The sequence below is a fragment of the Nocardia sp. NPDC059236 genome (assembly GCF_042754085.1).
Classification (GTDB): Bacteria; Actinomycetota; Actinomycetes; order Mycobacteriales; family Mycobacteriaceae; genus Nocardia.
The window spans coordinates 383,010-406,896 of record NZ_JBHZAF010000001.1 but is presented as its reverse complement, the minus strand read 5'-3'; the positions used below and the strand labels follow the sequence as shown (position 1 = coordinate 406,896).

The 23,887-nt window shown below is 68.1% G+C and carries 27 protein-coding genes; 14 read left to right on the top strand and 13 right to left on the bottom strand.

The features are described 5' to 3' along the window. Positions 1-346 precede the first annotated feature (346 nt). From ACFXIV_RS02065 to ACFXIV_RS02055, 3 genes are all read left to right on the top strand, one after another. Complete coding sequence (locus ACFXIV_RS02065; protein ID WP_379395275.1) at positions 347-1,234, top strand: diiron oxygenase; 888 nt, start codon at positions 347-349, stop codon at positions 1,232-1,234. A 16-nt stretch (positions 1,235-1,250) separates the two neighbouring features. Further along, entirely contained in the window at positions 1,251-2,654 is a 1,404-nt protein-coding gene (locus tag ACFXIV_RS02060; protein WP_379395277.1) for an FAD-dependent oxidoreductase, read from the top strand. A 247-nt stretch (positions 2,655-2,901) separates the two neighbouring features. Continuing rightward, positions 2,902-3,588, top strand: a complete 687-nt coding sequence (locus tag ACFXIV_RS02055; RefSeq protein WP_379421198.1) for a hypothetical protein — start codon at positions 2,902-2,904, stop codon at positions 3,586-3,588. On the opposite strand, the gene ACFXIV_RS02050 is transcribed toward ACFXIV_RS02055, so the two are convergent. Further along, on the bottom strand, positions 3,563-3,808 hold the full coding sequence (locus ACFXIV_RS02050) for a hypothetical protein (RefSeq protein ID WP_379395283.1): 246 nt from the start codon (positions 3,806-3,808) through the stop codon (positions 3,563-3,565). The two genes, ACFXIV_RS02055 and ACFXIV_RS02050, sit on opposite strands and share 26 nt — an antisense overlap. A 129-nt stretch (positions 3,809-3,937) precedes the next feature. On the opposite strand from ACFXIV_RS02050, the gene ACFXIV_RS02045 reads away from it, so the two are divergent. Further along, a complete protein-coding gene (locus ACFXIV_RS02045) occupies positions 3,938-4,663 on the top strand; it encodes a methyltransferase domain-containing protein (RefSeq protein WP_379395285.1) in 726 nt (241 codons plus the stop codon). 80 nt (positions 4,664-4,743) lie between these two features. Here the strand turns inward: ACFXIV_RS02045 and ACFXIV_RS02040 are convergent, their stop codons facing one another. Continuing rightward, positions 4,744-5,286 (bottom strand): AAA family ATPase, encoded by a 543-nt coding sequence (locus tag ACFXIV_RS02040; protein ID WP_379395287.1) that lies wholly within the window; start codon positions 5,284-5,286, stop codon positions 4,744-4,746. 548 nt (positions 5,287-5,834) lie between these two features. Between ACFXIV_RS02040 and ACFXIV_RS02035 the strand changes: the two genes are divergently transcribed. The 4 genes from ACFXIV_RS02035 to ACFXIV_RS02020 are packed head-to-tail and all read left to right on the top strand — an operon-like array spanning position 5,835 to position 10,074. Next, entirely contained in the window at positions 5,835-7,202 is a 1,368-nt protein-coding gene (locus ACFXIV_RS02035) for a glutamine synthetase family protein (protein WP_379395289.1), read from the top strand. Next, positions 7,183-7,926 carry a gamma-glutamyl-gamma-aminobutyrate hydrolase family protein gene (locus tag ACFXIV_RS02030; protein WP_379395291.1) on the top strand — a complete coding sequence of 248 codons (744 nt, stop codon included), beginning with the start codon at positions 7,183-7,185 and terminating at the stop codon, positions 7,924-7,926. Before ACFXIV_RS02035 ends, ACFXIV_RS02030 begins: the two co-directional genes overlap by 20 nt. After that, the gene (locus ACFXIV_RS02025) at positions 7,923-9,284 is read left to right on the top strand and encodes an aldehyde dehydrogenase family protein (RefSeq protein WP_379395293.1); all 1,362 of its coding nucleotides are present in this window, start codon (positions 7,923-7,925) and stop codon (positions 9,282-9,284) included. The genes ACFXIV_RS02030 and ACFXIV_RS02025 overlap by 4 nt, the downstream gene beginning before the upstream one ends. 10 nt (positions 9,285-9,294) lie before the next feature. After that, entirely contained in the window at positions 9,295-10,074 is a 780-nt protein-coding gene (locus tag ACFXIV_RS02020) for a 3-oxoacyl-ACP reductase (RefSeq protein ID WP_379385907.1), read from the top strand. 25 nt (positions 10,075-10,099) lie between these two features. Here ACFXIV_RS02020 and ACFXIV_RS02015 read toward each other — a convergent pair whose 3' ends face one another. Both ACFXIV_RS02015 and ACFXIV_RS02010 read right to left on the bottom strand, forming a co-directional pair. Further along, positions 10,100-11,653, bottom strand: coding sequence for an amino acid permease (locus tag ACFXIV_RS02015; protein ID WP_379395295.1), 1,554 nt, complete (start codon positions 11,651-11,653; stop codon positions 10,100-10,102). A gap of 94 nt (positions 11,654-11,747) precedes the next feature. Beyond that, positions 11,748-12,116, bottom strand: a complete 369-nt coding sequence (locus ACFXIV_RS02010; protein ID WP_379395297.1) for a hypothetical protein — start codon at positions 12,114-12,116, stop codon at positions 11,748-11,750. Positions 12,117-12,237: 121 nt separating this feature from the next. Here ACFXIV_RS02010 and ACFXIV_RS02005 point away from each other — a divergent pair, with 121 nt between their 5' ends. After that, the gene (locus ACFXIV_RS02005) at positions 12,238-12,837 is read left to right on the top strand and encodes a TetR/AcrR family transcriptional regulator (protein ID WP_379395299.1); all 600 of its coding nucleotides are present in this window, start codon (positions 12,238-12,240) and stop codon (positions 12,835-12,837) included. A gap of 57 nt (positions 12,838-12,894) precedes the next feature. Here ACFXIV_RS02005 and ACFXIV_RS02000 read toward each other — a convergent pair whose 3' ends face one another. After that, a complete protein-coding gene (locus ACFXIV_RS02000; RefSeq protein ID WP_379395301.1) occupies positions 12,895-13,467 on the bottom strand; it encodes a TetR/AcrR family transcriptional regulator in 573 nt (190 codons plus the stop codon). 114 nt (positions 13,468-13,581) lie between these two features. Between ACFXIV_RS02000 and ACFXIV_RS01995 the strand changes: the two genes are divergently transcribed. Together ACFXIV_RS01995 and ACFXIV_RS01990 are read left to right on the top strand one after the other, a co-directional pair. After that, complete coding sequence (locus tag ACFXIV_RS01995) at positions 13,582-14,202, top strand: class I SAM-dependent methyltransferase (RefSeq protein ID WP_379395303.1); 621 nt, start codon at positions 13,582-13,584, stop codon at positions 14,200-14,202. A gap of 5 nt (positions 14,203-14,207) precedes the next feature. After that, complete coding sequence (locus ACFXIV_RS01990) at positions 14,208-14,555, top strand: DUF2218 domain-containing protein (protein ID WP_379395305.1); 348 nt, start codon at positions 14,208-14,210, stop codon at positions 14,553-14,555. A 7-nt stretch (positions 14,556-14,562) separates the two neighbouring features. Here ACFXIV_RS01990 and ACFXIV_RS01985 read toward each other — a convergent pair whose 3' ends face one another. The 4 genes from ACFXIV_RS01985 to ACFXIV_RS01970 are packed head-to-tail and all read right to left on the bottom strand — an operon-like array spanning position 14,563 to position 18,017. Next, positions 14,563-15,210: a response regulator gene (locus ACFXIV_RS01985; protein WP_379395307.1), complete on the bottom strand. Its 648-nt coding sequence runs from the start codon at positions 15,208-15,210 to the stop codon at positions 14,563-14,565. Positions 15,211-15,231: 21 nt separating this feature from the next. After that, positions 15,232-16,356 (bottom strand): sensor histidine kinase, encoded by a 1,125-nt coding sequence (locus tag ACFXIV_RS01980; protein WP_379395309.1) that lies wholly within the window; start codon positions 16,354-16,356, stop codon positions 15,232-15,234. 29 nt (positions 16,357-16,385) lie between these two features. Then, positions 16,386-17,087 carry an ABC transporter permease gene (locus ACFXIV_RS01975; RefSeq protein ID WP_379395311.1) on the bottom strand — a complete coding sequence of 234 codons (702 nt, stop codon included), beginning with the start codon at positions 17,085-17,087 and terminating at the stop codon, positions 16,386-16,388. Between the two features lie 21 nt (positions 17,088-17,108). Then, the gene (locus tag ACFXIV_RS01970; RefSeq protein ID WP_379395313.1) at positions 17,109-18,017 is read right to left on the bottom strand and encodes an ATP-binding cassette domain-containing protein; all 909 of its coding nucleotides are present in this window, start codon (positions 18,015-18,017) and stop codon (positions 17,109-17,111) included. 195 nt (positions 18,018-18,212) lie between these two features. Between ACFXIV_RS01970 and ACFXIV_RS01965 the strand changes: the two genes are divergently transcribed. From ACFXIV_RS01965 to ACFXIV_RS01955, 3 genes are all read left to right on the top strand, one after another. After that, positions 18,213-18,845 (top strand): TetR/AcrR family transcriptional regulator, encoded by a 633-nt coding sequence (locus tag ACFXIV_RS01965; protein WP_379395315.1) that lies wholly within the window; start codon positions 18,213-18,215, stop codon positions 18,843-18,845. Positions 18,846-18,847: 2 nt separating this feature from the next. Next, positions 18,848-19,525 (top strand): VC0807 family protein, encoded by a 678-nt coding sequence (locus tag ACFXIV_RS01960; RefSeq protein ID WP_379395317.1) that lies wholly within the window; start codon positions 18,848-18,850, stop codon positions 19,523-19,525. A gap of 162 nt (positions 19,526-19,687) precedes the next feature. Then, a complete protein-coding gene (locus tag ACFXIV_RS01955) occupies positions 19,688-20,188 on the top strand; it encodes a hypothetical protein (RefSeq protein ID WP_379395319.1) in 501 nt (166 codons plus the stop codon). Between the two features lie 19 nt (positions 20,189-20,207). Here the strand turns inward: ACFXIV_RS01955 and ACFXIV_RS01950 are convergent, their stop codons facing one another. The 4 genes from ACFXIV_RS01950 to pnuC form a co-directional block, all read right to left on the bottom strand. Then, on the bottom strand, positions 20,208-20,822 hold the full coding sequence (locus ACFXIV_RS01950; protein ID WP_364624593.1) for a cutinase family protein: 615 nt from the start codon (positions 20,820-20,822) through the stop codon (positions 20,208-20,210). A gap of 302 nt (positions 20,823-21,124) precedes the next feature. Then, on the bottom strand, positions 21,125-21,988 hold the full coding sequence (locus ACFXIV_RS01945; RefSeq protein WP_379395321.1) for a universal stress protein: 864 nt from the start codon (positions 21,986-21,988) through the stop codon (positions 21,125-21,127). A gap of 46 nt (positions 21,989-22,034) precedes the next feature. Further along, on the bottom strand, positions 22,035-22,847 hold the full coding sequence (locus ACFXIV_RS01940; RefSeq protein WP_379395323.1) for a helix-turn-helix transcriptional regulator: 813 nt from the start codon (positions 22,845-22,847) through the stop codon (positions 22,035-22,037). A 140-nt stretch (positions 22,848-22,987) separates the two neighbouring features. Next, positions 22,988-23,641 (bottom strand): nicotinamide riboside transporter PnuC, encoded by a 654-nt coding sequence (gene pnuC / locus ACFXIV_RS01935; protein WP_379395325.1) that lies wholly within the window; start codon positions 23,639-23,641, stop codon positions 22,988-22,990. Positions 23,642-23,887: the final 246 nt, after the last annotated feature.

Genomic DNA, 23,887 nt, shown 5'->3' with positions numbered 1-23,887 from the left:
CGCGACACTCTCGACGCCCTGGACCACATCGTCACCCTCAACAACGCCTATACTCCCTGAGCCATCCTCGGCCTGCGCGGTACGTCACGTCCGCACATCGGCTCACCGTGCACAGCCGAGGGAGCCTGATCTCTCCAAAATGATTTGCAGTGTTGGCACTTTCAGCGAATTCCAGGCGCGACGGTCAGCGCGGCGGGATGCGCGGTCGCAGAGCCTCGCCTTTCCGGGCATAGGTCCGCCGACAGCCATCCCTGTTCGCCAGGCCGTCGAGAACACGGCGGAGGAAAAAGGAAGCCCGGCCGCGCGCCAACCAGCGTGGAACATGACCGAGCAGAGGAGTTCAGCAATGGTAGCGACCGAGCAGGATCAGTTCTTCCACACACTGATCCAGTCGGCCCAGCGACTATCGTTCGACCCACGATGTCCGGAGCTGTATGAGCCGGGGCCCGACACCGATCAGTGCTACGGAATGACCGCGCAGTGGTCGCCGCTGTTCGACACCCCGATCTGGGCGTCGATGTCGGAGCAGCAACGAATCCTGTTGACCCGATGCGAAGTAGCGCAGTTCCTCGGCATCGCGATCTGGCTCGAAGTCGGACTACAAGTCGCGCTGTTGCGCGCCAATCACGGTGCCGACCCCGCTCGCCCCGACATCGCGTTCCTGCTCAACGAATGCGCCGACGAGAACCTGCATTCGCTGATGTTCATCAAGGGCGTCGAGAGCATCGGAGCACACTTCTATCCCCACGACCGGCTGCAGAAACTGCTGGGCCGGCTGTTCGCGATGTTCGCCTGGCACGAGGTCGCCTACGGGATCGTGCTGGCCGGGGAGGAAATCTTCGACGCCATGCAACGCGACTGGATGACAGACGCCACGGTCGCCGACGCGATACGCCGCACCTCCTACATCCACGTCGTCGAGGAATCACGGCACATGGCCTTCGCCCGCCGCCGCATTCGCGACCAGCTCACCACCATCTCGCGGCCACGACGGTTCCTGAGCACGATCGCCATCGCCGTCGGAACCCACGTCGTGGCGAAGAGCCTGATCAACCGGCGCGTCTACGAAGAACTCGGACTGCGCTGGCCGGAGGTGAAATCCGCGATCGACGCCAACGAGCACCACCGCATGATGTTCCGCTCGGCCACCGCCTCGTTCATCGAGTTCCTCCACCGCGAAGGCCTGCTCAACCGGGTCGCTCGACGCATCTACCGCGCCTCGAACCTGCTCTGACCTCTCGAAAGCGATTATGGCCCACGTCATCCTGGGACACTGCTGCAAGGACGTCTCCTGCCTGAATGCGTGTCCGCGCGACTGCATCCGCCCCCGACCCGGCGACACCGACTTCGCCACCACGCCGACACTGCACATCGACCCGAACTCCTGCATCGACTGCACCGCCTGCGTCGACGCCTGCCCCACCTCAGCGATCAAAGCCGACCACGCCCTCACCGCGACCGAACAACACCATCTCCGCCGCAACAGCGACTACTTCGCAAACACCAGGCCCCGAACCACACCCGGCCGGCGACCAGCAACGCCGCTCCCACGGCCTTCGGGCGTCGGTGACCGACGGCCCCGCATCGCAGTCGTCGGCGCCGGCCCCGCCGCCATGTACACCATTCGTGAGCTGCTGCGACGGTCCAGCTTCGTCGACGTCACCGTCTACGAACGCCACGCCCACCTCGGCGGCCTGCTGCGTACGGCCATTGCACCCGACACCGGCCTGCGCGAAATGCTGAGCCTGTTCGATGTGCCATTCGGCGACGACCGGGTCCACGTCGTCTACAACACCGAGATCGGCCGCGATCTCTCCCTCGACGCCTTGCGCCGCCGGTTCGACGCGGTGGTCTTCGCCCACGGCGCCTCGATTCCCCGCCCCCTCACCCGATCCGACTCGACAATGCCCGCCGGTGTGTACGACGCACTCGATGTCCTTGCCGGCGTGAACAACCCATCCCCCACCGCGCCGCCGACCCTCGGGCCGCATTGCCTCATCGTCGGCGGCGGAAACGTCGCCCTCGAAGTGATCAGACACCTCGCCCACCGACACAGCACATCTCCGAGCATCGCCGCACTGACACAGGTGACCGTTCTGTCCCGTGCCTGCGCAGACCGGTCCGCATTTGCCACCCCCGCCATGCAGGACATCCTGGCCCTGCCCAATCTGTCGATACACACGACCAGAACCCTGGAACATGAACCCGGCTCCGCAGCCGACCAGCCGCTGAGACCGGCGATGGACCACCTGGCCAATCCGAACGACCGAGACGACACCCGGCTGCCAGTCGTGTTCTGCTTCGAACAGCACGTGACGAACATCGAGTCGACGGGCACCGGCGAATTGACCGTGTATACGACCGGCGGGCACACGTTCCTGGCCAGCACGGTGGTTCGTGCCATCGGGTTCCGCACGGCACCTATCGACGGACTCCCCGAAACACACAACGGTCAGATCCTCAACCGAAACGGCAGAGTCATTTCTCCGACAACCAGGGATCCTTTGCGCGGCGTGTACGTCGTCGGATGGGCCAAACGCGGTGCGCACGGTGGAATCGGCGAGAACCGCGTCTGCGCCGCCGAAACAGTCGAGCAACTCGCGATCGACCTGCATCTGACCCGCCCGACCCACCAGAGGGGCACGGCCATGTGAGCTGGTTCGCACCCAAACCTCCACGCCGACATCATCATCCACGCGGTGATGCCGTGCCCCCATGGAGCCCGAGCCGCATTTCGCGCTGATCGAACCTGCCAGCGCGGCTGCCGAGTTGCGGGCGACCGGTGCAATCCCGCACAAGCCGCTGTCGAACAGCAGTTTCGCGCCAATTCCTCAGCCGTAGTGGACGTTCAGAACGGTTGGACTGGCCGGTCATCCGCAACGTGGACGAAGACTTCAGCGAGTGACATATCCCGTCTCGGTGGTCACGGACCTCGAGGGTCGGGCTCGGGCGGCGTGGAGCATCACGGACAACGGTGAACCGTATCCTGGTGTGGTGCTTGCGCTTTACAGTGCTGCGGTCGCCCTGGTCACCGGTGCTACGTCGGCGTGGTTGAGCTACTATTTCGGCTCGCGGAAAGAGCTCTTCGCTTGGCAGCGGGAGCAGGCTCTGCGGTGGGATGGCTCGCGGCGAGAGGCGTACTCCGCGTATGCAGCGGCCGTCAAACGTGAGGTCCGGATCCACGTCAAGATGGCTGCTTCCAAGCATCCTGAGCTCTGGCCCGGCCATGAGGTGCTGGATATTTCGACAGGGTGGCCACTTTTGGTGACTGCGGAAGACGAGCGGGCTGCGTTGCTGGAGTCGATTCTGCTGCTGGCCGATGGGCCGACTGTGGCAGCGGCTCGTGAGTGGCAGCAGAAGGTGTGGGAACTCCGCCGGCTGCACAATGACACGTCGATCACCGCGGAGTCGGTGCGGCAAGCGCTGGCGGGAACTTCCGATGCGCGAGACCGCTTTTACGCGTGTGCCCGGGCTGATCTGGGAATCCTGGCCCCGCTGCCGAGCCCGGCGCCGCTTCCGCATCAGAGGGAGGTCACCAGTTCAGCTGAGGTGGAGCCGGGCCTCAGCGATCATGCTCCCTCGGCTTGACCGGCGGCAGATCCGGCAGCGGCAGGACCGCACGGCGGGCATAGGTTTCCTCGGGATGGATCGTGATGACGTCCAGCCGCCGCACCAGTGAGCTGGGTATCTGCCCGTCGGCGAAATGTTCCGGTCCGGGAACGATGACCGCTTCCGCGTCGAGGCGGGTCGCCTGGGCCTTCAGCCGGGCCAGCGGCGGCCGGCCCGATTTCGGGTCGTAGACGACCACCTCGCTGGTGGCCGCTTTCTCAGCGGCTGTGAACTGTGCGTTTGGGCCGCCACATCGGGCGGCCATGATTCGTGTTCTGCGGCTTTCTGTTCCGGTCGGTGTGGCTGATTCGAGAGGAAGAGATTGCGAATGGGTCTCGGGGATGATGCGGGCTTCGGCGATGAGGTGGACGGGTTTCTGATCACCTCGCGGGGGCTGGACGAGTATCGGGCGATGTTCGGTCTCGGGGCAGCAGATCTCGGGGGCCGGATCCTCGATTGCCCTGCTGGGGCGGCGAGCTTCGCCGCCGAGGTGGCGGGGTTCGGAGGTGATGTGACCGCCTGTGATGCAGCGTATTTCGAGTTCGATGGCGTTGAGGTCGGGGAGGTTTGCCGAGCCCAGACCGATCTAGGCGACCGGTACGTCCGGGCCCATACGGGCGACTACTGCTGGACGTTCTTCGCCGATCCGGATGATCACCATCGGCGGCGGCGCTCGGCGGTCGAGCTCTTCGTCGCCGATCGGCAGCGAAATCCGGATCGATATGTGCCTGCGGAGCTGCCTCGACTTCCGTTTCCTGACAACGCCTTCGACTTGGTGCTGAGCTCACATCTGCTCTTCTCCTATGCCGACGGGCTCGGATTCGACTTCCACGTGCGCGCGATCACCGAGCTGGTCCGGGTCAGCCGCGGCGACGTGCGGATCTTCCCTCTGGTGCCCACCGGATCGGCAGAGGTCTATCCGCGGTTGGATGAACTGCGCGGCGACCTTCTGGAACTCGGTATCACCAGCGACGTCGTCGAGGTCGAGTACGAATTCCAGAAGGGCACCGATCAAATGATGGTGTGCCGCACGGACCCTCGTGACAGTGAGTGATCGCTTCCGAGCCCAGGCATTGAGGGCGCTGAGGATGTTGGGACGGGCCCTTCCAGAGTTGGGCTTCCCAGCAGCATTCGTCAGCGGGCCAAGGGCCGGGCGTTCGCGAGGATCGCATCGACCGTTTCGCCGACCGTGAGGTCGGAGCTGTCGAGCCACAGGCCGAGGGGCGGGGTTTCGGCGCGCAGGACGCTGTCCAGGTCGCGCACGGTGAAGGTTCCGTACGCGTTCTTCGGCCGAGCGGCCTCGCGCCGCGCCACCGCGTCCGGACTCGGCGCGAGCACCACGACGTAGAGCGGATCGGTGCGGATCCGGCCGATCAGGTACGGCAGGAGATCACCGAGTACGACATCCTGCACCACCGCCGTGAACCCCGCCGCCGCGTAGGAGTCGGCCACCTCGGCGGCGAGGCGGTGCCGCAGGCGGAGCTGTTCGAGCGCTTCGGGACTCGGATCGGGGGTCATGTCCGCGCGCCCGCCCACCAGGAAACGCCGGAAGATGTCACCGCGCACATGGGCCGAGCGCGGCAGCCACTCGGCGAGGGCCTGCGCCACGGTCGATTTCCCGGCGGCTTGAATACCGGTGATCAGATAGACGGCGGCGGATTCACCAGGACCGGGCATGGTCCGGACGGTAGCCGACGGGCCGCCACGCCCGCAGCGACATTTCCGCTCCCGGCGAGTCGCCCGACTCTCCGGCGGTGAGTAGCGGCGCTGAGTACTTCGGCGGATTCGGCGGGCCGCGGCGGTCAATACTGTTGCGGTGTCGGCATATTCGGGAGGAAAGGCGGCACGGCGATGAACTCTCCGCACTGGCAGGGGTCCGAGGCCTCGCGACGGGCGGTTCGGGCAGCCCAGGAATCGGGACAGCTGGCACGCGGCGGGGGCGGTGGCGGAGCCGGCGGCGGGTGCTTGACGAGCACTGTCCTCGCACTGCTGATCGTCCTGACCGTCCCGGGTCTCGCCGCGCCGATCGCGTGGCGGATTCTCACTCAAGCCTTCCTCTAGCGCCGGCCGGCGCTTCGCGACACATCGAGCCGTTCGCCCACGCGGCACCGGCCTCCAGCTCCGAAACGGTACGGACACGCGGGTGATCACTTGCCGTATTCGGGCACACACGGAGCCCGGGTTCGCCTAGCGTGAGCGGGGTTGACGTCGAGAGGGGTCAAGAAATGCGGGCCGGGATGCTGAGCGTGGCGGAGCTGGTGGCGCGGGTCGAGGCGGGAACGCTGGACACGGTGCTGGTGGCCATGACCGACATGCAGGGGCGATTACAGGGAAAGCGTTGTTCGGCACGGTATTTCGTGGAGGAGGTGCTGGATCGGGCGACGGAGGCGTGTAACTATCTGCTGGCCGTCGACGTGGAGATGACCACGGTCGAGGGCTACGAGATGTCCTCCTGGGACACCGGCTACGGCGATTTCGTGCTGCGCCCGGACCTGGGCACGCTGCGGCTGGTGCCGTGGTGGCCGGGCACCGCGCTGGTGCTCTGCGACGTCGAGCAGGTGGACCCGCACGGCCGGCCCGGGCAGCCCGTGGCCGCCTCACCCCGGCAGGTGCTGCGTGCCCAGCTGGATCGCCTGGCCGAGCGCGGCCTGTCCGCCTATGTCGGCACCGAACTCGAATTCCTCGTCTTCGACGACACCTACGAGTCCGCCTTCCGCAGCGGCTACCGCGATCTCACCCCCGCCAACCAGTACAACGTCGACTACTCGATGCTCGGCACCGCCCGCATCGAACCGCTGCTGCGCCGCATCCGCACCGACATGTCCGGCGCGGGAATGTATGTCGAGTCCGCCAAGGGCGAATGCAATCCCGGCCAGCACGAGATCGCCTTCCGCTACGACGAGGCCCTGGTCACCTGCGACAACCACACCATCTACAAGACCGGAGCCAAGGAGATCGCCGCCCAGGAGGGCCGCAGCATCACCTTCATGGCGAAATACAATGAGCGGGAAGGCAATTCCTGCCACATCCACCTGAGCCTGCGCAACAGCGCGGGCGAGCCGGTCTTCGCCGACGGCGACGACCCCTCGGCCCTGATGCGCCACTTCATCGCGGGCCAGCTGGACTGCCTGCGCGAACTCACCTACCTGCTGGCCCCGAACATCAACTCCTACAAACGATTCCAGGCCGGCAGCTTCGCGCCCACCGCCCTGGCCTGGGGCCGCGACAATCGCACCTGCGCCCTGCGCGTCATCGGCCACGGCCCGTCGCTGCGCCTGGAGAACCGGATCCCGGGCGGCGATGTGAACCCGTATCTGGCGGTCGCCGCGGCCATCGCGGCCGGTCTGCACGGCATCGAGCAGCAGCTCCCGCTGGAGCCGGAGTTCCACGGCAACGCCTACCGTTCGCACCGCCCGCGCGTCCCGCACACCCTGCGCGAGGCCGCGCAGCTGTTCGGCGACAGCAAGATCGCCCAGAAGACGTTCGGTCCGGAGGTGGTGCGGCACTACCGCAATGCCGCGCAGGTCGAGCTGGACGCCTTCGACGCGGCGGTGACCGACTGGGAGCGGATCCGTGGCTTCGAACGACTCTGACCCTGGCCGCCGGCCCGTCATCGGCCTGCCCACCTACTCCGAACGCACCCGCTTCGGCCACTGGGACGTCGACGCCGCGGTGCTGGCCCGCACCTACGTCGACCTGACCGAACGCGCGGGCGGCATCCCGGTCCTGTTGCCGCCCACCGGAACTCCGCGCCCCGAGCTCGTCGACCGCCTCGACGGCCTGGTGCTCACCGGCGGCGCGGACCTCGATCCCGCCCGCTACGGCGCGCCACCGCATCCCGCCACCCGCGGCCTGCGCCCCGACCGCGACGAGTCCGAGTTCGGGCTCTTCGCGCTCGCCCGCACCGCGGGCCTGCCGGTCCTGGCCGTCTGCCGCGGACTGCAATTGGTGAACGTCGCCCTGGGCGGCACCCTGCTGCAACACGTCCCGGATACCGTGGGGCACACCGACCACTCCCGCTCCCCCGGCGTCTTCACGGTCAACACCGTCACCACTGTTCCCGGCAGCCGCCTCGCCGCCATCGTGGGCCCCGAGGCGAAGGCGCACTGCCACCACCATCAGGCCATCGGCACGCTCGCCCCCGGCCTCACCGCCACCGGGCACTCAGCGGACGGCATCATCGAGGCCGCGGAGACCCGCGACGGCCCGTTCCTGCTGGGCGTGCAATGGCATCCCGAGGAGAACCCGACCGAGCTCCGCCTCATGCGGGCCCTGGTCGACCATGCGGCACAGTACGGAAAGGAGCGCACCCCGTGACAACCACCGACATCGTCAATCCCGCCACCGAGCAGGTGCTGGCCACCATCGCCGCGGCCGACACGGCCGCCACCGACGCCGCCATCGAACGCGCGCACCGGGCGACGGCGAGCTGGCGCGCCGTCGCCCCCGGCGACCGGGCGCGGCTGCTGCGCCGCTTCGCCGAGGCGGTGGACGCCGAGATCGAGCAGCTGGCCCGGCTCGAGGTCAGCAATGCCGGCCACACCATCGGCAATGCCCGCTGGGAGGCCGGCAATGTCCGCGACGTCCTGCACTACAGCGCGGGCATGCCGGAACGCCTGCTGGGCAATCAGATTCCGGTCCCGGGCGGGGTGAACATCACCTTCTGCGAGCCGCTGGGCGTGGTCGGCATCATCGTGCCCTGGAATTTCCCCATGCCCATCGCGACCTGGGGCTTCGGTCCCGCGCTGGCCGCCGGGAACACCGTGGTGCTCAAACCGGCCGAGCTCACCCCGCTCACCGCCATCCGGCTCGGCGAGCTCGCCGTGGAGGCGGGCCTGCCCGAGGACGTCTTCCAGGTGATCCCGGGTCGCGGCGCGGTGGTCGGGGCCCGCTTCGTCACCCATCCGGCCGTGCGCAAGGTGGTGTTCACCGGTTCCACCGAGGTGGGCAGGCAGATCATGGCCGGCTGCGCCGAGCAGGTGAAGCGGGTGACCCTCGAATTGGGCGGCAAGAGCGCCAATATCGTGTTCGCCGACGCGGACCTCGAGCGCGCCGCCGCCACCGCGCCCTACGGCGTCTTCGACAATGCCGGTCAGGACTGTTGCGCCCGCTCCCGGATCCTGGTGCAGCGCAGCGTTTTCGACCGTTTCATGGGACTGCTCGAACCCGCGGTCCAGGGCGTGCGGGTGGGCGATCCGTCCGACGAGTCGACCGAGATGGGACCTCTCATCTCCGCCGCCCACCGCGACCGCGTCGCCGGATTCCTCGAACCGTCGACCAAGGTGGCGTTCACCGGCGCCCGCCCCGACGGCCCCGGATACTGGTTCGCCCCCACCGTCGTCCTCCCGTCGAGCCCCGAGGACCGGGTGCTCACCGAGGAGGTGTTCGGCCCGGTGGTGGCGGTGGTGCCCTTCGAGGACGAGGCCGACGCCCTGCGCATCGCCAACGACACCGCCTACGGCCTGTCCGGCTCCATCTGGACCAGCGATGTCGGGCGGGCACTGCGGGTGGCCCGCGGGGTCGAGGCCGGGAACCTGTCGGTGAATTCCCATTCCTCCGTGCGCTATTGGACGCCGTTCGGCGGATTCAAGCAGTCCGGGCTGGGCCGCGAACTCGGCCCCGACGCCGCGCGCGCCTTCACCGAGACCAAGAACGTCTTCCTCGCCACCGAGTAACCCGCCCCTCATCGAAGGAGATACGTTGCAGCGCTTACAGGATCGAGTCGCGGTCGTCACCGGCGGCGGCAGCGGCATCGGGCTGGCCACCGTCCGGCGTTTCGCCCAGGAGGGCGCGAAGGTCGTGGTCGCCGATATCGACGCCACCAGCGGCGAGGCCGCCGCGGCCGAGGCCGGCGGGCTCTACGTGAAGGTCGACGTCACCGACGAGGAGCAGGTGCGGGACCTGTTCCAGGCCGCCGTCGACACCTACGGCGGCCTCGACATCGCATTCAACAACGCGGGCATCTCACCGCCGGAGGACGATTCGATCCTCACCACCGGCATCGACGCCTGGAAACGGGTGCAGGAGGTCAATCTGACCTCCGTCTACCTGTGCAGCAAGTACGCCATCGAGCACATGCTCGAACGCGGCCGGGGCTCGGTCATCAATACCGCGTCCTTCGTGGCCGTCATGGGCGCGGCCACCTCCCAGATCTCCTACACCGCCTCCAAGGGCGGCGTGCTGGCCATGAGCCGGGAGCTGGGAGTCCAGTTCGCGCGCCAGGGCATTCGCGTGAACGCGCTGTGCCCCGGACCGGTCAACACTCCCCTGTTGCAGGAGCTGTTCGCCAAGGATCCCGAACGCGCCGCGCGCCGCCTGGTGCACATTCCCGTCGGGCGGTTCGCCGAGCCGGAGGAGATCGCCGCCGCCGTGGCCTTCCTCGCCAGCGACGATTCCTCCTTCATCACCGCCTCGCAGTTCATGGTCGACGGCGGTATTGCGGGCGCGTACGTGACGCCCCTGTAGCGCAACGGTTTTCGGGCGCTGCGGTTCAGGCGCCGACGGGGTCCTGGTCGACCTCCGGCGGCTCCTCCACGGTTCGTCTGGGCCCGGTGAACCAGCGCCGGGCCGAGACGAACCACCAGACGGCGATCGCGCCCACCACCCCGACCAGGGTGAGGGGCGCGTAATTCACCGCGTTCCAGGTGAATCCGTCCACCCACGGATACCCGTGATCGTCGGTCGGCAGGATGAACAGCACGCTGATGATCACGATCCAGACCAGCGCGATGATCCCGATCGGCCGATACCAGCGCCCCAGCTGCCACGGCCCGGCCTGGAATCGGTTGCCGCGCAACAGCCGCAGCAGCACCGGAATCCCGTACGCGATGTACAGGCCGATGGTGGCCACCGAGGTGGCGGCGGCGTACGCGGTCGGGGCATTGGCGGCGGGCACCAGCATCGACGGAATCAGCAGGATGAACGCGAACACCGAGACGAAGAAGACCGCGTTCACCGGCACCCGGCGGGCCGACAGCTTCGCCCACAGCTTGGATCCCGGCACCGCGCCGTCGCGCGCGAAGGCGAACAGCATGCGGGAGGCCGCGGTGACCGAGGCATAGCCGCAGAACAATTGGGCGACGGCGGCAATGATCAGCAGCAGCCCCGACCAGAACGAATTCAGCGAATTCTGCAGGATGTAGATGACCGGATAGCCGCTGTTCTTGGCCGGATCCAGCGCATCGTCGAGATTCGGGATCGCGAACGTCACCGCCATGATGAGCAGATAACCCGCGACGGCCGACACCACAATGGTGTTGATGATCCCCTTGGCCGCCATGCGCGAGGCGTCGTGCGTCTCCTCCGACATGTGCGCCGACGCGTCGTACCCGGTGAACGTGTACTGCGCGTGCAGCAGCCCGAGCAGGAAGCTGAACGCCACCCCGCCGAACCCGATCGCGCTGTTGTCCACGGTCTTGGTGAACACGAAGCCGATGCTCTGGTGGTGGCGCGCACCGAAACCCAGCACCACCACGAAGATGGCCACACCGCCCACATGCCACCAGGCCGACACATTGTTGATGACCGCCGACAGGTGCGGGCCGATGATGTTCAGCACCGCGTGCAGCACCAGAATCCCGGAGAACACCGCGAAGATGGCATTGCGGTCGGTCCCGATATCCCATCCGATCACATTCAGCACCACGGTGGTGAAGATGGCCGCGCCGTAATCGATGGCCGCGGTCACCGCGATCTGCCCGATCAGGTTGAACCATCCGGTGAACCAGCCCCACACCGGCCCGCCCAGCTCCGAAGCCCACCAGTACAGTCCGCCCGATGTCGGATAGGCCGAGGCCAATTCGGCCATGGCCAGCCCGACGAACAACACCATGACCGAGACCAGCGGCCAGCCCCATGCCATGGTGATCGGCCCGCCATTGGACAGGCCGATCCCATAGCTCGCCAGGCCGCCGGTGAGAATCGAGACAATGGTGAAACTGATCGCGAAATTGGAGAATCCGGACCAGGATCGCGCCAATTCCTGTTTGTAACCGAGTTCGGCGAGCCGCCGTTCATCATCGGATCGAGGCTGGGTTGCGATCATGCTAGCTCCCGAGTGAAAACACCGCCCTCACACGGCGTTTGCCAGGAGCCCAGTGTGCGGTAATCCAGTGCCGAACCGCAGGCCAACGGGCAAACTAGTCGCCCGGTTCGGAAACCCCGAGGGGCTCGCGGCGCAGGACCAGCTTGGTGGTGTGCGCCGGGTACGCCGCGGGCGCGTCCTCCCGAGCGGCGGTCATCGTGGTCACGATCTCGGCCGGAAAATCGTGGTGGGCAACGAAATCCAGCACCTCGGGCAGGATGGGCCGGACATTCGAGACGCCGATGTTCACGGTCGCGTCGGTGGCGTACATGTGCATGAGCGGGACCTTTGTCCCCACCGGCAGGTAGTAGCCGACCGGCTGACAGAATCCGCCCGGCCCGAGGGAACGCAGCGCGAGATCGACTCCCGCCGCCGTGGACGTGCCCTCCACCGCGATGTCGTAGTCGCGGCCCGGGGCACCCACACCCGCAGCACCTCACTCTGACCGCATCTACGTGCTCCTTCGCTTTCGGCCAACCGTCTATAACAGTTGTTATAATCGAGGGACGGTACTCTATGACGGTTGTTATAGACAAGGAGGAGCGATGGCGGGGACGCCGGGCGAGGCCGTGGATTCGCGCGGCAAACTCGTGGCCGGGGCGGCCGACATGATCCGGCGGCGCGGCCTGAACGCGACCAGTGTGCGCGAGCTCGCCAAATACGCTCGCGCGCCACTGGGTTCGACGTACCACTACTTCCCCGGCGGCAAGACCCAGCTCGCGACCGAGGCGGTCACCTTCGCCGGGGATCTCGCGGCGACACTGCTCGCCCGCGAACTGGATCGGGGGCCGATCGAGGGGATGCGCGCCTTCCTGCGGATGTGGCGGAAGGTCGTGGTGGACACCGACTTCCGGGCCGGGTGCCCGGTACTGGCGGTCGCCGTCGAGGACCTGCCCGAGGCCGAGGGCGCACCACGCGAGGCGGCCGCCGCGGCCTTCAGCCGCTGGACCGAACTGCTGACCGACTCGATGTGCGCCCACGGGGCCGAACGCGCCGAGGCCGAGCGTACGGCCACCCTGATCGTCGCCGCCGTCGAGGGCAGCGTGGCCATGTGCCGCGCACAGCAGAGCGCGGAGCCCTTGGATCGCATTGCCACCCAGCTGGAACCGCTTGTGCGGTCGACGATTACGCGCGACCGAACTTGAGATCCCGGCTCCCGCCCGAAGCGCGCCGATCCGTGCCGCAGGGAGCAGGGTGGTGAATCAGACCGCGCGAAGTCCCGCCGCAGTGACCGATACCAGCCGTCCCACCGCGGCCTCCGACGTCGCGTCGGCCGCGGCCGACAGGGCGTGCAGGCAGTAGGCGGCCAGTTCGTCGGGCGGGACGTCGGCACGCAGTTCGCCGGTGGCTGCCCCTTCCTCGATCAGCTGCCGGAGCAGGTCGCGCAGCTGGTTCAGGGCGGCGACGATGTGCTCGTCGGGATGCAGGAATCTCACCAATTCCCGGTCGTGGCTGCCGGTTTGGCGGGTGATGTGCGCGTAGGCGGTGAGGACGGCGTCGAGGCGGCCGCTCGCGCTGCCCTCACCGTCGCGGACCTTGACCAGCTCCCCGAGGTGGGCCTCGATCCGGCGGGCGTGCCAGGTGCGCAGAATGGTCTCGACATCCGGGAAGTACTTGTAGAGGGTGGCCCGTCCGATACCGGCGCGAGTGGCGATCTGCGACATGGTCACCCCGCGCAGCCCCTGTTCGAAGGCCAGGGCCGCAGTGGCATCGAGGATCGCGTCCCGCACCTCGCGGCGATGGGCGTCGATCGTCTCGTTCCACAGCTTCGGCACGGCTCAACCATACAGACTGACACCCCTGTAGACACCGACGCTTGACCATAGACACAGTGTCTCGATAAATTCGAGGCATCAGGTCACGGCCGGCCCTCCCGACAGGAGAATTCCGTGTTCCCACCCATCGACGACCCCCACCCCGAATACCACGACCCCAACGCACCCGACACCCTGTACGCGACGAAACCGCCGTGGGACATCGACCGCCCCCAGCCCGCCTTCACCGCCCTCGCCGAGTCCGGTGCCCTGCGCGGCCGGGTCCTCGACCTCGGTTGCGGCACCGGCGAACACGCGTTGCTCGCCGCCGGCCTGGGCCTCGACGCCACCGGGATCGACCAATCCGCGCAGGCGCTCGAACTGGCCCGGTACAAGGCGGCGGAACGCGGCGTGCAGGCCCGGTTCGTGCGCCACAGCGCCCTGGACCTGGCCACCCTCGGCGAGACCTTCGACACCGTGCTGGACTGCGGCCTGTTCCACCTGTTCGACGGTGCGGACCGCATCGCCCTGGTCGACGGCCTGGCCACGATCCTTGCGCCGGGCGGACGCTACTTCCTGCTCGGTTTCAGCGATCGCCAGCCCGGCACCTGGGGTCCGCATCGCCTGAGCCGCACCGATATCGAGTCCGCCTTCACCGATGGCTGGCGACTCGATTCCCTCGAACCTGCCACCCTCGACATCCTTCCCAGCCCGACCCCGGTGGCAGCCTGGCTCGCCGCCCTCACCCGGCAGTGATTCCCATGCCCGCACTCGAATCCCGTGTCCCCACCGACCGATCGGCCCGCTACCTACGTCAGTTCCGCACCCACGCCGAGGCCATGGCCTCCCCGCGCGGCCACCGCGTCCACGCCGGCAATCCCCGGGCCGCCGGCGAGATCCACCTGCGCGTCGAAAGCACCGATACCCGCACCACAGCCCATTTCGACCCCTGGGGCCACTGCACCCTCATCGCCGAACCCGAGGCCCTCGTGGTGCGCATCGACGCGACCGACGCCACGGCCCTGCACCGCATCCGCGACATCCTCACCCGCGACCTCACCCGCTTCGGCGGCGGCTCCCTCACCGTCGACTGGCGGGACCCGGACTGACCGGCCTTCAGGCCAATCCGGCGCGCAGCACGAGAATCGCTATCTGCGTGCGGTTTTCGAGACCCAGCTTGGCGATGACGCGGCTGATGTGCACCTTGACCGTGGACTCGCTCATGTGGAGGGTGCGGGCGATCTCGGCATTGCCCGCACCCGTGGCGACGGCCCGGGCGACCTCGCGTTCGCGATCGGTGAGCTGGGAAAGCTGGGCGAGCGCGTCCGGTTGCTGTGCGCCGGGACCCTGCGTGAAGGCGGTGAGCATCCGTTTGGTGATGGCGGGGGCGAGGATGGCGTCACCGGCGGCGACCACCTCGACGGCGCGGGCGAGTTCGCGGGGCGGAGTGTCCTTGAGCAGGAAGCCGGCCGCGCCGGATTCCAGTGCGGCGTAGACGTATTCGTCCAGTCCGAAGGTGGTGAGGACGACCACCGCCGGCGGTGTGGGGAGGCCGCGGACCCGGCGGGTCACCTCGAGGCCGTCCACGTGCGGCATGCGGATATCGGTGACCACCACATCCGGGCGGTGCCGGTGCACCAGGTCCACGATGGCGCGGCCGTCGCCGTCCTGGGCGACCACCTCGATATCGCCGCCGGCCTCCAGGATCATGGCGATGCCGGAGCGCACCAGTTCCTCGTCGTCGAGCAGCACCACCCGGATCACGAAACCTCCTTCACCACATCGTCATTCGTCGGCCGTCAGCGGGAACGTCGCGTGCACCCGGTAGCCGCCGGCCAGCGGACCGGAATGCACGGTCCCACCGGCGAGTTCGACCCGTTCGCGCATGCCGAGCAGACCGAAGCCGGAACCCTGGGCAGCCAGGGCGGTTCGCTCACCGGGGCCGTTGCGGACATCGACGTCGAGACGATCGTCGGTGATGGTGAGCGCCACCCGTACCTCGGCCCCGGCCGCATGCTTGGCGGCATTGGTCAGCGCCTCCCGGACCAGTCGATGCGCGGCCCGGCCGACCGGTCCCGGCACCGGCGGCAGGTCCGGCGGCAGTGACAGGTCCACCTGTTGCCCGGCGGCGACCGCCTCGGCGACGAGCTCGGCAATGGCGCCGAGGTCGGGCACGGGCCGCAGCGGCGCTGCCTCCCCACTGTCGCGGGCGCGCAGCACGCCGAGCAGCTCCCGCATCTCGGTCAGGGCGCGCGATCCGGTGGCGCGGATGGTGCCGGCGATCTCGGCGGGCTTGCCGTCGGCGGACACCTCGAGCGCCCCGGCCAGCACGGTGATCTGCGAAATCCGGTGCGCCACAATATCGTGCAGCTCCCCCGCGATGCGCAGGCGCTCGGCCTCCACGGCCGCCGCAGCGCGCAGGTCGCGTTCGCGTTCGGCCTGCTCGGCGCGTTCCCGCAGGGCCGCAAGGGTTTCGGCACGCTGGTTGGTCCACAGTCCCAGCAGCAGCGGCAGCGCGAGCCCGACCGTGAGGAGGACGCCACGGTGGACGAACAGCGCCCACCAGCTGCCCGCGCCCCAGGGCACCACCGCCACGATCACCGATGCGAGCGCCGCCAGCCAGGTCGGGCGGCGGTTGCCGTAGCCCCGGGCGACCGTGTAGATCGCCAGCAGCATGGGCGCGAACGCGCCGACCAGCAGCTGCCCGAACAGCGCCACCCCGAGCACCGGCAGCGGCCGGAAGCGCCGCGCCAGCAGAGCGATACCGGCCACGACGGCCACCGGCGGGCCCGCGGCGGCGGGCAGCAGGCCGATCGCGGAGGTGTGCACCTCCTCGAAACCGGCCGCGCCGAACAGCGCGGCGAGCACGACATCGAGGATCACCGTGCCGATCCGTCGCGTCGTGCTCATTCCGGCAACCCTAGTCGGGCTCGGCATTCTCACACGTCACGGCGCGCGAGCAGCACGCGTCCGAGTGCCAGCAACCCGGCCGCCACCAGCGTCAGCGGCAATACCAGCAGGGCGGGATTCCCGGTGCCGGGCTGCACCAACTGCCCGGCGGACAGGAAGGGCATCACCTTCGGGCTGACGCCGGCCAGCACCGCGCCGGTCTCCACCACGGTCGGGAAGCCGATGGCCACCACCATGGCGACGGTCGCATTGCGGGTGATGGCGGCGATGCCCATACCGGCCAGGGCGGCGAGCGTCACGTACACCGGCACTGCGGTGAAAGCCCTTGCCAGATGCGAGGTTTCGGCCGGTAGCGTCGAGGTCAGCAGCTGCACGAGCACGGTCACGCCCACCAGCGCGAGGCCGTAGAGGGCGGCGAGCACGCCCACCGTGAGCGCCTTCGCCGCCAGGACCCGGCCCGGCCGGCGCACCGTGAGCACGGTGGTGGTGATGGTGCCGTAACGGTATTCGTGCCCGAAGGCATTGACCGCCACCGCGGTGGCGAACAGGGTGGCCAGCAGCAACGGCAGCCCCGAGACCGACGCGGCGAATTGCTCGCTCGGCGTGGCGTAGTCGCGGGCCGCGGACAGATAGGCGATGAAGGCCTGCAGGGCCAGGCCGAGCGCGAGCAGCGCCCAGGTGGAGCGCAGGGTGGCGAGCCGGGTCAGTTCGTAGCGAATGGCATTGGACATGAGCGGAATTCCTGTTCGATGTCAGGCGACAACGTGGCCGCGGTACTGGGCGGACTCTGCGGTGGCCTGGAAGTAGGCGTCCTCCAGGCTGGTACGCGCCTGGGTCAGCTCGGTGATCAGCAGCCCGGCGCGCAAGGCCAGGGCGGCGACACCCTGCCGGTCGTGACCTTCGACGGCCACCGTGCCGTCCGCCTCCACCCGGGCACGGAACCCGTGGCGGTTCAACGCCTTCGCGAGTTCCGCGGGCCGATCGGTGCGCGCCGTGATGCGGGGCGCGGAGTTGCGGGCGACGAACTCGCGCACCGATTCCGCGGCCAGCAGCCGCCCGGCGCCGATGACGACCAGCGAATCCGCCAGGTGCGCCATCTCGTTCAGCAAATGCGAGGAGACGAAGATGGTGCGCCCCTGGTGCGCAAGCTCTTTCAGCAGATCGCGCAGCCAGCGCACGCCCTCGGGGTCCAGCCCGTTGGCGGGCTCGTCCAGGATCAGGGTGGCCGGATCACCCAGCAGCGCGGCCGCCAGACCCAGCCGCTGGTGCATCCCGAGGCTGAACCCGCCCGCCCGCTTCCCGGCCACATTGCACAGGCCGACCAGGCCCAGCACCTCCTCGACCCGGCCCTCGCCGATGCCCGCCCCGGCGGCGATCATGCGCAGATGCCCGATGGCCGTGCGCTTGGGATGCACGGCGCGGGCATCGAGCATGACGCCGACCGAGCGCAGCGGATCGGTCAGCTCGGCGTAGGGCTGCCCGTCGAAAAGGGTGCGGCCGCTGCCATGATCGAGGCCCAGCATGAGCCGCATGGTGGTCGACTTCCCGGCCCCGTTCGGACCGAGGAAGCCGGTCACCACGCCGGGCCGGACATCGAAGGACAGGTTGTCCACCGCCGGTACGTCCCCGTAGCGCCTGCCGAGCCCACGCGCCTGAATCATCCGTTCACCTCGTATCGGAAGGGCGACGCCCGCTGCGTCACCGTGTCTGCTCCGACGATTCCGGAGCGGGGCGGCGCGGCCATCAGCCGACAGCACACGGCGAGGTACCACTTTCGGCTTACGTCCGGGTCGATGAGTGTCGCGGAACGGACGATTCTCTTGCTCGGCCGAGCAAACCGCCGTAGGGTTTTGCTCATGCAAGCAAAATCCAGCCCAAGCAAGCAAGCATTGGGGCGGACGTTCACCGAGGTCGCCCGGCGCGCACAGATCGTGGACGCGGCCATCGAGGTCATTGCCGATCAGGGTTATCCGAACGCCTCGTTCGCCAAGATCGCCAAGCAGGCCGGGCTCAGCAGCACCGGCATGATCTCGTATCACTTCCAGGGCAAGGGCGATCTCATCCGCGAGGTGGTCGCCCGCATCATGCGGACCTCCGCCGAATACGTTGTCGCCAAACTCGATACGGAGGACGGCCACCGGGGCCGATTGCGCGGCTTCTTCGCCGCGAACCTGGCCCTGATCGACGAATATCCGAAACACATGCGGGCACTGTCGAATATCGCGGCCAATGCCGGGACCGACGATCCGCACCTGTTCGGCCTCGTCGAGCAGCTCGACAGCATGTCCGCGGCACAGGTCGAGCGACTGCGAGAAGGCCAGCGCGACGGGGCATTCCGCGCGTTCGATCCGGTCGTCATGCTGATGGCCATCCGCGGCTCGGTGGACGCCGCCATCGCGCGCGCCGCCGCCGACCCGGCCTTCGACACCGCGGCCTGCGCCCAGGAACTCGCCGACATCTTCGACCGCGCCACCCGGAAGGACGCCTGATCATGGCGCTGACCGCGACCACCCCGCAGACACCCGGCCCCGACCGCACCCCCGACCAGAAGCGTGCGGCCCTGCGCAAACACACTGCGCGCCAGGTGATCCTGGAACTCGTCCTCCCTATCGGCGCCTACTACGCACTGCGCGGCGCGGGCGTCAATCCGTGGCTGGCACTGGTGGCGCCCGCCCTGCTCACCCTTCCCTTCCTCGCCTACGACGCCGTCCGCCACCGCCGCGTCGACGCGATCGCCCTGTTCACCCTCACCATGATCGTGGCGGGCACGGTGGTATCCCTGGTCACCGGCGATCCGCGCACCCTGCTGGTCCGGGACAGCTGGCTGTTCGGGGCGCTGGGCCTGTGGACGCTGGGCACGCTGTTCACCCAGCAGCCCATGATGCGCAGCTTCGCCCGCACCATCGTCACGGTGAAGATCGGCGAGGCGGGGTATCGCGAATGGGATACCCGCTGGGACAACGACTCCCGCTTCCGCCATCAATTGCGCGTGCTGACCGCGTTGTGGGGCACGGTGTTCACCCTCGACGCCGTCATCCGGGTGGTCTTCGCCTACGCACTGCCCCTCGACGCCGTTCCCCTGGCCACCACGCTGCAATGGCTCGTTGTCCTCGCCGGGCTGATCACCTTCCACATCGTCTACGTCACCCGCAACGGGCTGAAGGTCTGAAACACGGAAGGATTTGCCGGTCGCTGAGGCGAATTGACCGGCGCGGTGGCCGAAAATTGTGTCAGCCCCCTCGACAGAACTTCTGCCTTTGCGCCGTAAAGTGATACGTTTTCTCTATGGCCGGTTCGGTCGATAACACTTAATGCGCATCAGGGAGATGCCGTGTCCAGAGCTGTGAAAGCGACCGCCGCATGGGTTTGCGGGGGAATTCTCGGGATTGTTGCCGGTTTGTTCGGGGCGGGCGGCGCGTACGCCGACGACGCGGGCGGTCCCGCCCAGGTCGGCGACACCGTGTATTTCAGCATGGGCGAGTGGAACTGTTCGATCGGCGCGGCCGGCGCGGTGGGGTGTGATCTGACGGTTCCGGCCGCCACCATGAATGTGCTGTATGCCGGGGCGCAGGTGCCGTTCTCGAATGTGCCTGCCATTGCCATCGATTCGACCACGCTGCCCGCGCATCCCGAGTGGAATTCCAACGGCAGCCACACCCTCGCGGGCGGAAATCCGGGTCTGGCCCCCATCGCGCAGGTGAGCGGACACGATCCGCAGTTCTCGATTACCCGTGCCGGCGCGACCTGTCAGATCACCTTCAATGGCTCGGCCGTGTGCACGTCGATGGGGCACGGGTTCAGCCAAAGGGGACCAGTGCCTTTCGGCTACTGATCCCCTTCGAATCACGTGATTACCGGTACCAGACGCCGGAATCCCAGTCGCCGTAGTCCCAGACATTGAAATCGTAACGACCATGTGCTCCCCCGAAGAGGTAACCCCACCAGCCGGCCGAAGTGTCGCAGATCTGGTCGTCGTGGTTGCACACCGTCAGAACCGGGAAGTCGCCGAACCAGTCGTCGACGCCGGCCAGCGGATAGCCGATGATCCCGTTGCCGGGAGTCGAGGACAATCCGCCCCAACCCGGGCCGGGGGCCCGCTTGGGATCCGACAGCAGAATGGCATTGGCATTGTCGACGTCCTGGTGTGCGGTGACCCAGGCGTGCACGATGCCGGCGCCCTCACTGTGCCCGATCAACCGGATGTGGTCGCCCGGGCATTCGTTGCGGTGCTGCCAGAACAGTCGGTCCAGTTCGTTCAACCCCGACATCGGGTCGGCGGAGTTGTATCCGACTGGCTGATCGACGTACGGGATGAAGATGGACGAGGTGTTGTCGCCGAGTCCGCCGATGCCGATCGCCCAATCACCGGTGCAGACATCGGCATTGGCCTTCGGGGCCGCCAGGTGTGTGATGGAAAAGAGGATGGCCAACAGTAATGCGGCGAAGAGCGCCGTTGCTCTACGCATGGTCGTAACTTTCTTTATTTGTGTAACCTCCGGGTCGGGCCCGGCTTGCGCATGATGTACCCAGAAATTGCTGGGGTTCTTGATTTCTGGCGAAACAGTTACACACGCGCTGTTCTTCTTGGCCGTACCGCGATGTCAGCGGGCCGCGTGTGCACAACCCGGCGAGCTTGCCGGGCATTGACGCGTAGGCGTTCGGCCATCAGTCGGACAGCACGCGGGCAAGTCGCGGCCGAATCCGGTGTGCCGGTGCGAAACTCCCGTAACCGAGGATGCGCTGCGCGAAATCGGCAGTGCCGCCCGGCTCAGTTGCGCAGGCGGACCAGGGCGATGGGGCACTCGCTGCCGTGCAGCAGCGCGTGACCGGTCGAGCCGAGCGCCATACCAGGATAGCCACGGGTGCCGTGACTTCCGACCACCAGCAGTTGCGCACCGGCGGCGGCATCGAGCAGGACGCGGGCGGGACGCCCTTCCTTCACAACGGATTTCACCTCGACGCCCGGGTAGTCCCGGGTATTGCGATCGAGCATGCGCGTGAGCAGCTGGACCGCGTCGTCGTACGAGCGGGTGTCGCTGTCCCCGGACACCTCCCACGCCTGGACCGCGATCAGCGGCACGCCGCGCCGGGAGGCCTCGTCGAAGGCGATCTCGAGTGCGCGGGCGCTGTGCGGCGACCCGTCCACGCCGGCCACCACGGCCCGGTCCGACAGCCCGTCCGTCTCACCGGGAACCACCACCACCGGCCCCTGCGCATGCCGCGCCACACCGGTGCTGACCGACCCGAGCAGGCTGCGGTGATAGGCGCTCATCCCGCGCACGCCGACCACCACGTAGTACGCGGTGCCGGCGAGCTCCGCCAGCACCATGACGGCCGGGACATCGACGAGGAAGGTGCGGATATCGCGAATCTCGCGGTCCCCGGCGGCTTTCCGCGCGATCTCGGCGGCGGCGTCGAGAGCGGCCTGGGCGGTGTCGCGCAGCCGATCGTGCAGCAGCCGGACCGGGCTCTCGTCCAGGGGCGATTCGCCGCCCGCGGGCACCGCGAACACCAGGTGCAGGGCCGCGCCGCGCAGGGCCGCGTCCACGGCGGCCCAGCGCACGGCGTGCAGGGCGGACTCGGAGGCGTCGACACCGACCACGATCGGCCGGTCGAGACTGTAGACAGGCACCGCGTTCGGCCTCCCTCCGGGTGGAAAGAACCTTCCGCGGGCGATCCTACGAGCCGACCGGAGGGTCTCCAGGTCGACTCGCCGTGGGCAGTCCGACGATGAACAGGGGCTGATCGGGGTACATCTGGGTGGACTGATCCCGCAGGATCTGCCACAGCAGCGCATACGGTTCACCGGACTCGGCATCGCGCAGGCGCATGACCGTCGGCGACCCGGTGAGGCTGTAGTGCTCCTCGGTCCACATGCGCCGGAAGATTTCGAAGCGGCCGAACTCGGTCAGCAGCCGGGCATCGTCGTCGGCCCCGCCGACGATGGCCATCACGCCGCGCAGCGTGGCGATCGCACGCCGCAGATCGGACTCCCAGGCCGGAAGCACCGCCCGCGCGGCCGGATTGGTGAGCATCCACCGCAGATAGTTGCCGTCCTCGCCGACGCCCGGGAAGGTGCGCAGATGAGCGGTATTGGCGGCCAGCAGATTCAGATACCGGTCAAGATAGGCCGCGGGGTGCGGGAGGTGGGCGGCGAGAATGCCCGGCACGTCCACGGCGATCGGGCCGCGGACCGCGGCCGGGTGCTGCGGCAGGGCGGACAGTTCGAGCAGATGCCGGTATTCGACCGGGGTCACCGGGCCCACCTTGTGCAGATAGCGCACCATGGCCGTCAGCACCTGCTCGGTCGGGTGGTCGCGGTCGCCGCGTTCCATGCGCGTGATGTAGCTGACGCTGACACCCGAGCCGAAGGCCAGCCGCTCACGCGAGACGCCGCGTTGTTCCCGCAGTCGCCGCAGCGTACCGCCGAAGCTCGGCGGTTCCACCCGCCCGAACACCGACCCGGAATCGCCGGAAGTCACGTCACCCATATCCCGCCCCGTAAAAAACTCCACCCGCCTGGATGGACCTCGATCAGTGGCTACTGCCTAGCAGCCTGCTCTCCTGTCGGCAAATCGAGAATCCGGAAGAAATAGGGGCAGAGCAGCGAATTACCAGTATCGGGACCGACTCACTCGCCGCCCGCGGGCGCGGCGACGGCCGCCGCGGCGGCGGGAAGGTCTCGGCGCGAACGATATTCGCCCCGCCAGCGCAGGAACCCGAGCACCACGAGCAGGAAGAACAGACCGTAGACCGCGCCCGAAGCGTACAGGCCGGATTTCATCGCGAGCGGCACACCGACCAGATCGACGAGCATCCAGATGATCCAGAAGTCGGTCAGGGCCCGGCTCTGCGCGAAGGTCGCGATGGCGCTGCCGACGAAGACATAGGCATTGGCCCACGGGGACCAGGCGATGTGCAGCCAGCCGAGGTGGGCGAACGCCTCGGCCACCGCGACCGTGCCGACCGCCAGCAGGGCCAGCAGCGTCAGGCGTTCGCGGCGGGTGGCGGGCCGGACCATCAGATCCCGGTGCTCGGAGGTGCCGCGCCGCCAGGCCAGCCAGCCGTAGCCCGCGAGCCCGATGAACAACAGCTGCTTGAGCGCATTGCCGGGCACGTGGGCGTGCACCGACGCCGCCAGCAGCAGGACCGCACCGGCCAGCTGCACGGGCCACGTCCACATGGTCTTGCGCATGGCCAGCCACACCACCGCGAGGGACAACAGATTGCCGACGGCGTCGGTCCAGAGGACGTGTTCACCGAACAGGTCGAATCCGGCGTTCACCGGGCCTCCTCCGCTGCCTGCCGAGCACAGCTGCCGGATCCGGGTCCCGGGCGTGCGTTCTGTCGTCGTGCGGAACCACCGTGCCACAGCCCGATATTCCCGCCACCGTCCCTCCCCGATCGGAGACCGGCGCGGCACAGGTATGGACCGCCGGCATTGATGCCGACGCCCCGGAACGGTAAGGGTTCCGCTTCGAAAAGGTGCGCGGTGCGCGGCGGATCTACGAGGTTCAAGCCGATCAGGATG

What these genes read in the sequence shown, in the direction of transcription:
- ACFXIV_RS02060 (WP_379395277.1), top strand. Translation starts at nt 1,251, where the DNA reads ATGGCCCACGTCATCCTGGGACACTGCTGCAAGGACGTCTCCTGCCTG.
- ACFXIV_RS01980 (WP_379395309.1), bottom strand. Translation starts at nt 16,356, where the DNA reads ATGAGCACGACGCGACGGATCGGCACGGTGATCCTCGATGTCGTGCTC.
- ACFXIV_RS02065 (WP_379395275.1), top strand. Translation starts at nt 347, where the DNA reads ATGGTAGCGACCGAGCAGGATCAGTTCTTCCACACACTGATCCAGTCG.
- ACFXIV_RS01940 (WP_379395323.1), bottom strand. Translation starts at nt 22,847, where the DNA reads ATGGGTGACGTGACTTCCGGCGATTCCGGGTCGGTGTTCGGGCGGGTG.
- ACFXIV_RS01975 (WP_379395311.1), bottom strand. Translation starts at nt 17,087, where the DNA reads ATGTCCAATGCCATTCGCTACGAACTGACCCGGCTCGCCACCCTGCGC.
- ACFXIV_RS02035 (WP_379395289.1), top strand. Translation starts at nt 5,835, where the DNA reads ATGCGGGCCGGGATGCTGAGCGTGGCGGAGCTGGTGGCGCGGGTCGAG.
- ACFXIV_RS01965 (WP_379395315.1), top strand. Translation starts at nt 18,213, where the DNA reads ATGCAAGCAAAATCCAGCCCAAGCAAGCAAGCATTGGGGCGGACGTTC.
- ACFXIV_RS01950 (WP_364624593.1), bottom strand. Translation starts at nt 20,822, where the DNA reads ATGCGTAGAGCAACGGCGCTCTTCGCCGCATTACTGTTGGCCATCCTC.
- ACFXIV_RS01960 (WP_379395317.1), top strand. Translation starts at nt 18,848, where the DNA reads ATGGCGCTGACCGCGACCACCCCGCAGACACCCGGCCCCGACCGCACC.
- ACFXIV_RS01990 (WP_379395305.1), top strand. Translation starts at nt 14,208, where the DNA reads ATGCCCGCACTCGAATCCCGTGTCCCCACCGACCGATCGGCCCGCTAC.
- ACFXIV_RS01970 (WP_379395313.1), bottom strand. Translation starts at nt 18,017, where the DNA reads ATGATTCAGGCGCGTGGGCTCGGCAGGCGCTACGGGGACGTACCGGCG.
- ACFXIV_RS02015 (WP_379395295.1), bottom strand. Translation starts at nt 11,653, where the DNA reads ATGATCGCAACCCAGCCTCGATCCGATGATGAACGGCGGCTCGCCGAA.
- ACFXIV_RS02040 (WP_379395287.1), bottom strand. Translation starts at nt 5,286, where the DNA reads ATGCCCGGTCCTGGTGAATCCGCCGCCGTCTATCTGATCACCGGTATT.
- ACFXIV_RS02005 (WP_379395299.1), top strand. Translation starts at nt 12,238, where the DNA reads ATGGCGGGGACGCCGGGCGAGGCCGTGGATTCGCGCGGCAAACTCGTG.
- ACFXIV_RS02045 (WP_379395285.1), top strand. Translation starts at nt 3,938, where the DNA reads ATGGGTCTCGGGGATGATGCGGGCTTCGGCGATGAGGTGGACGGGTTT.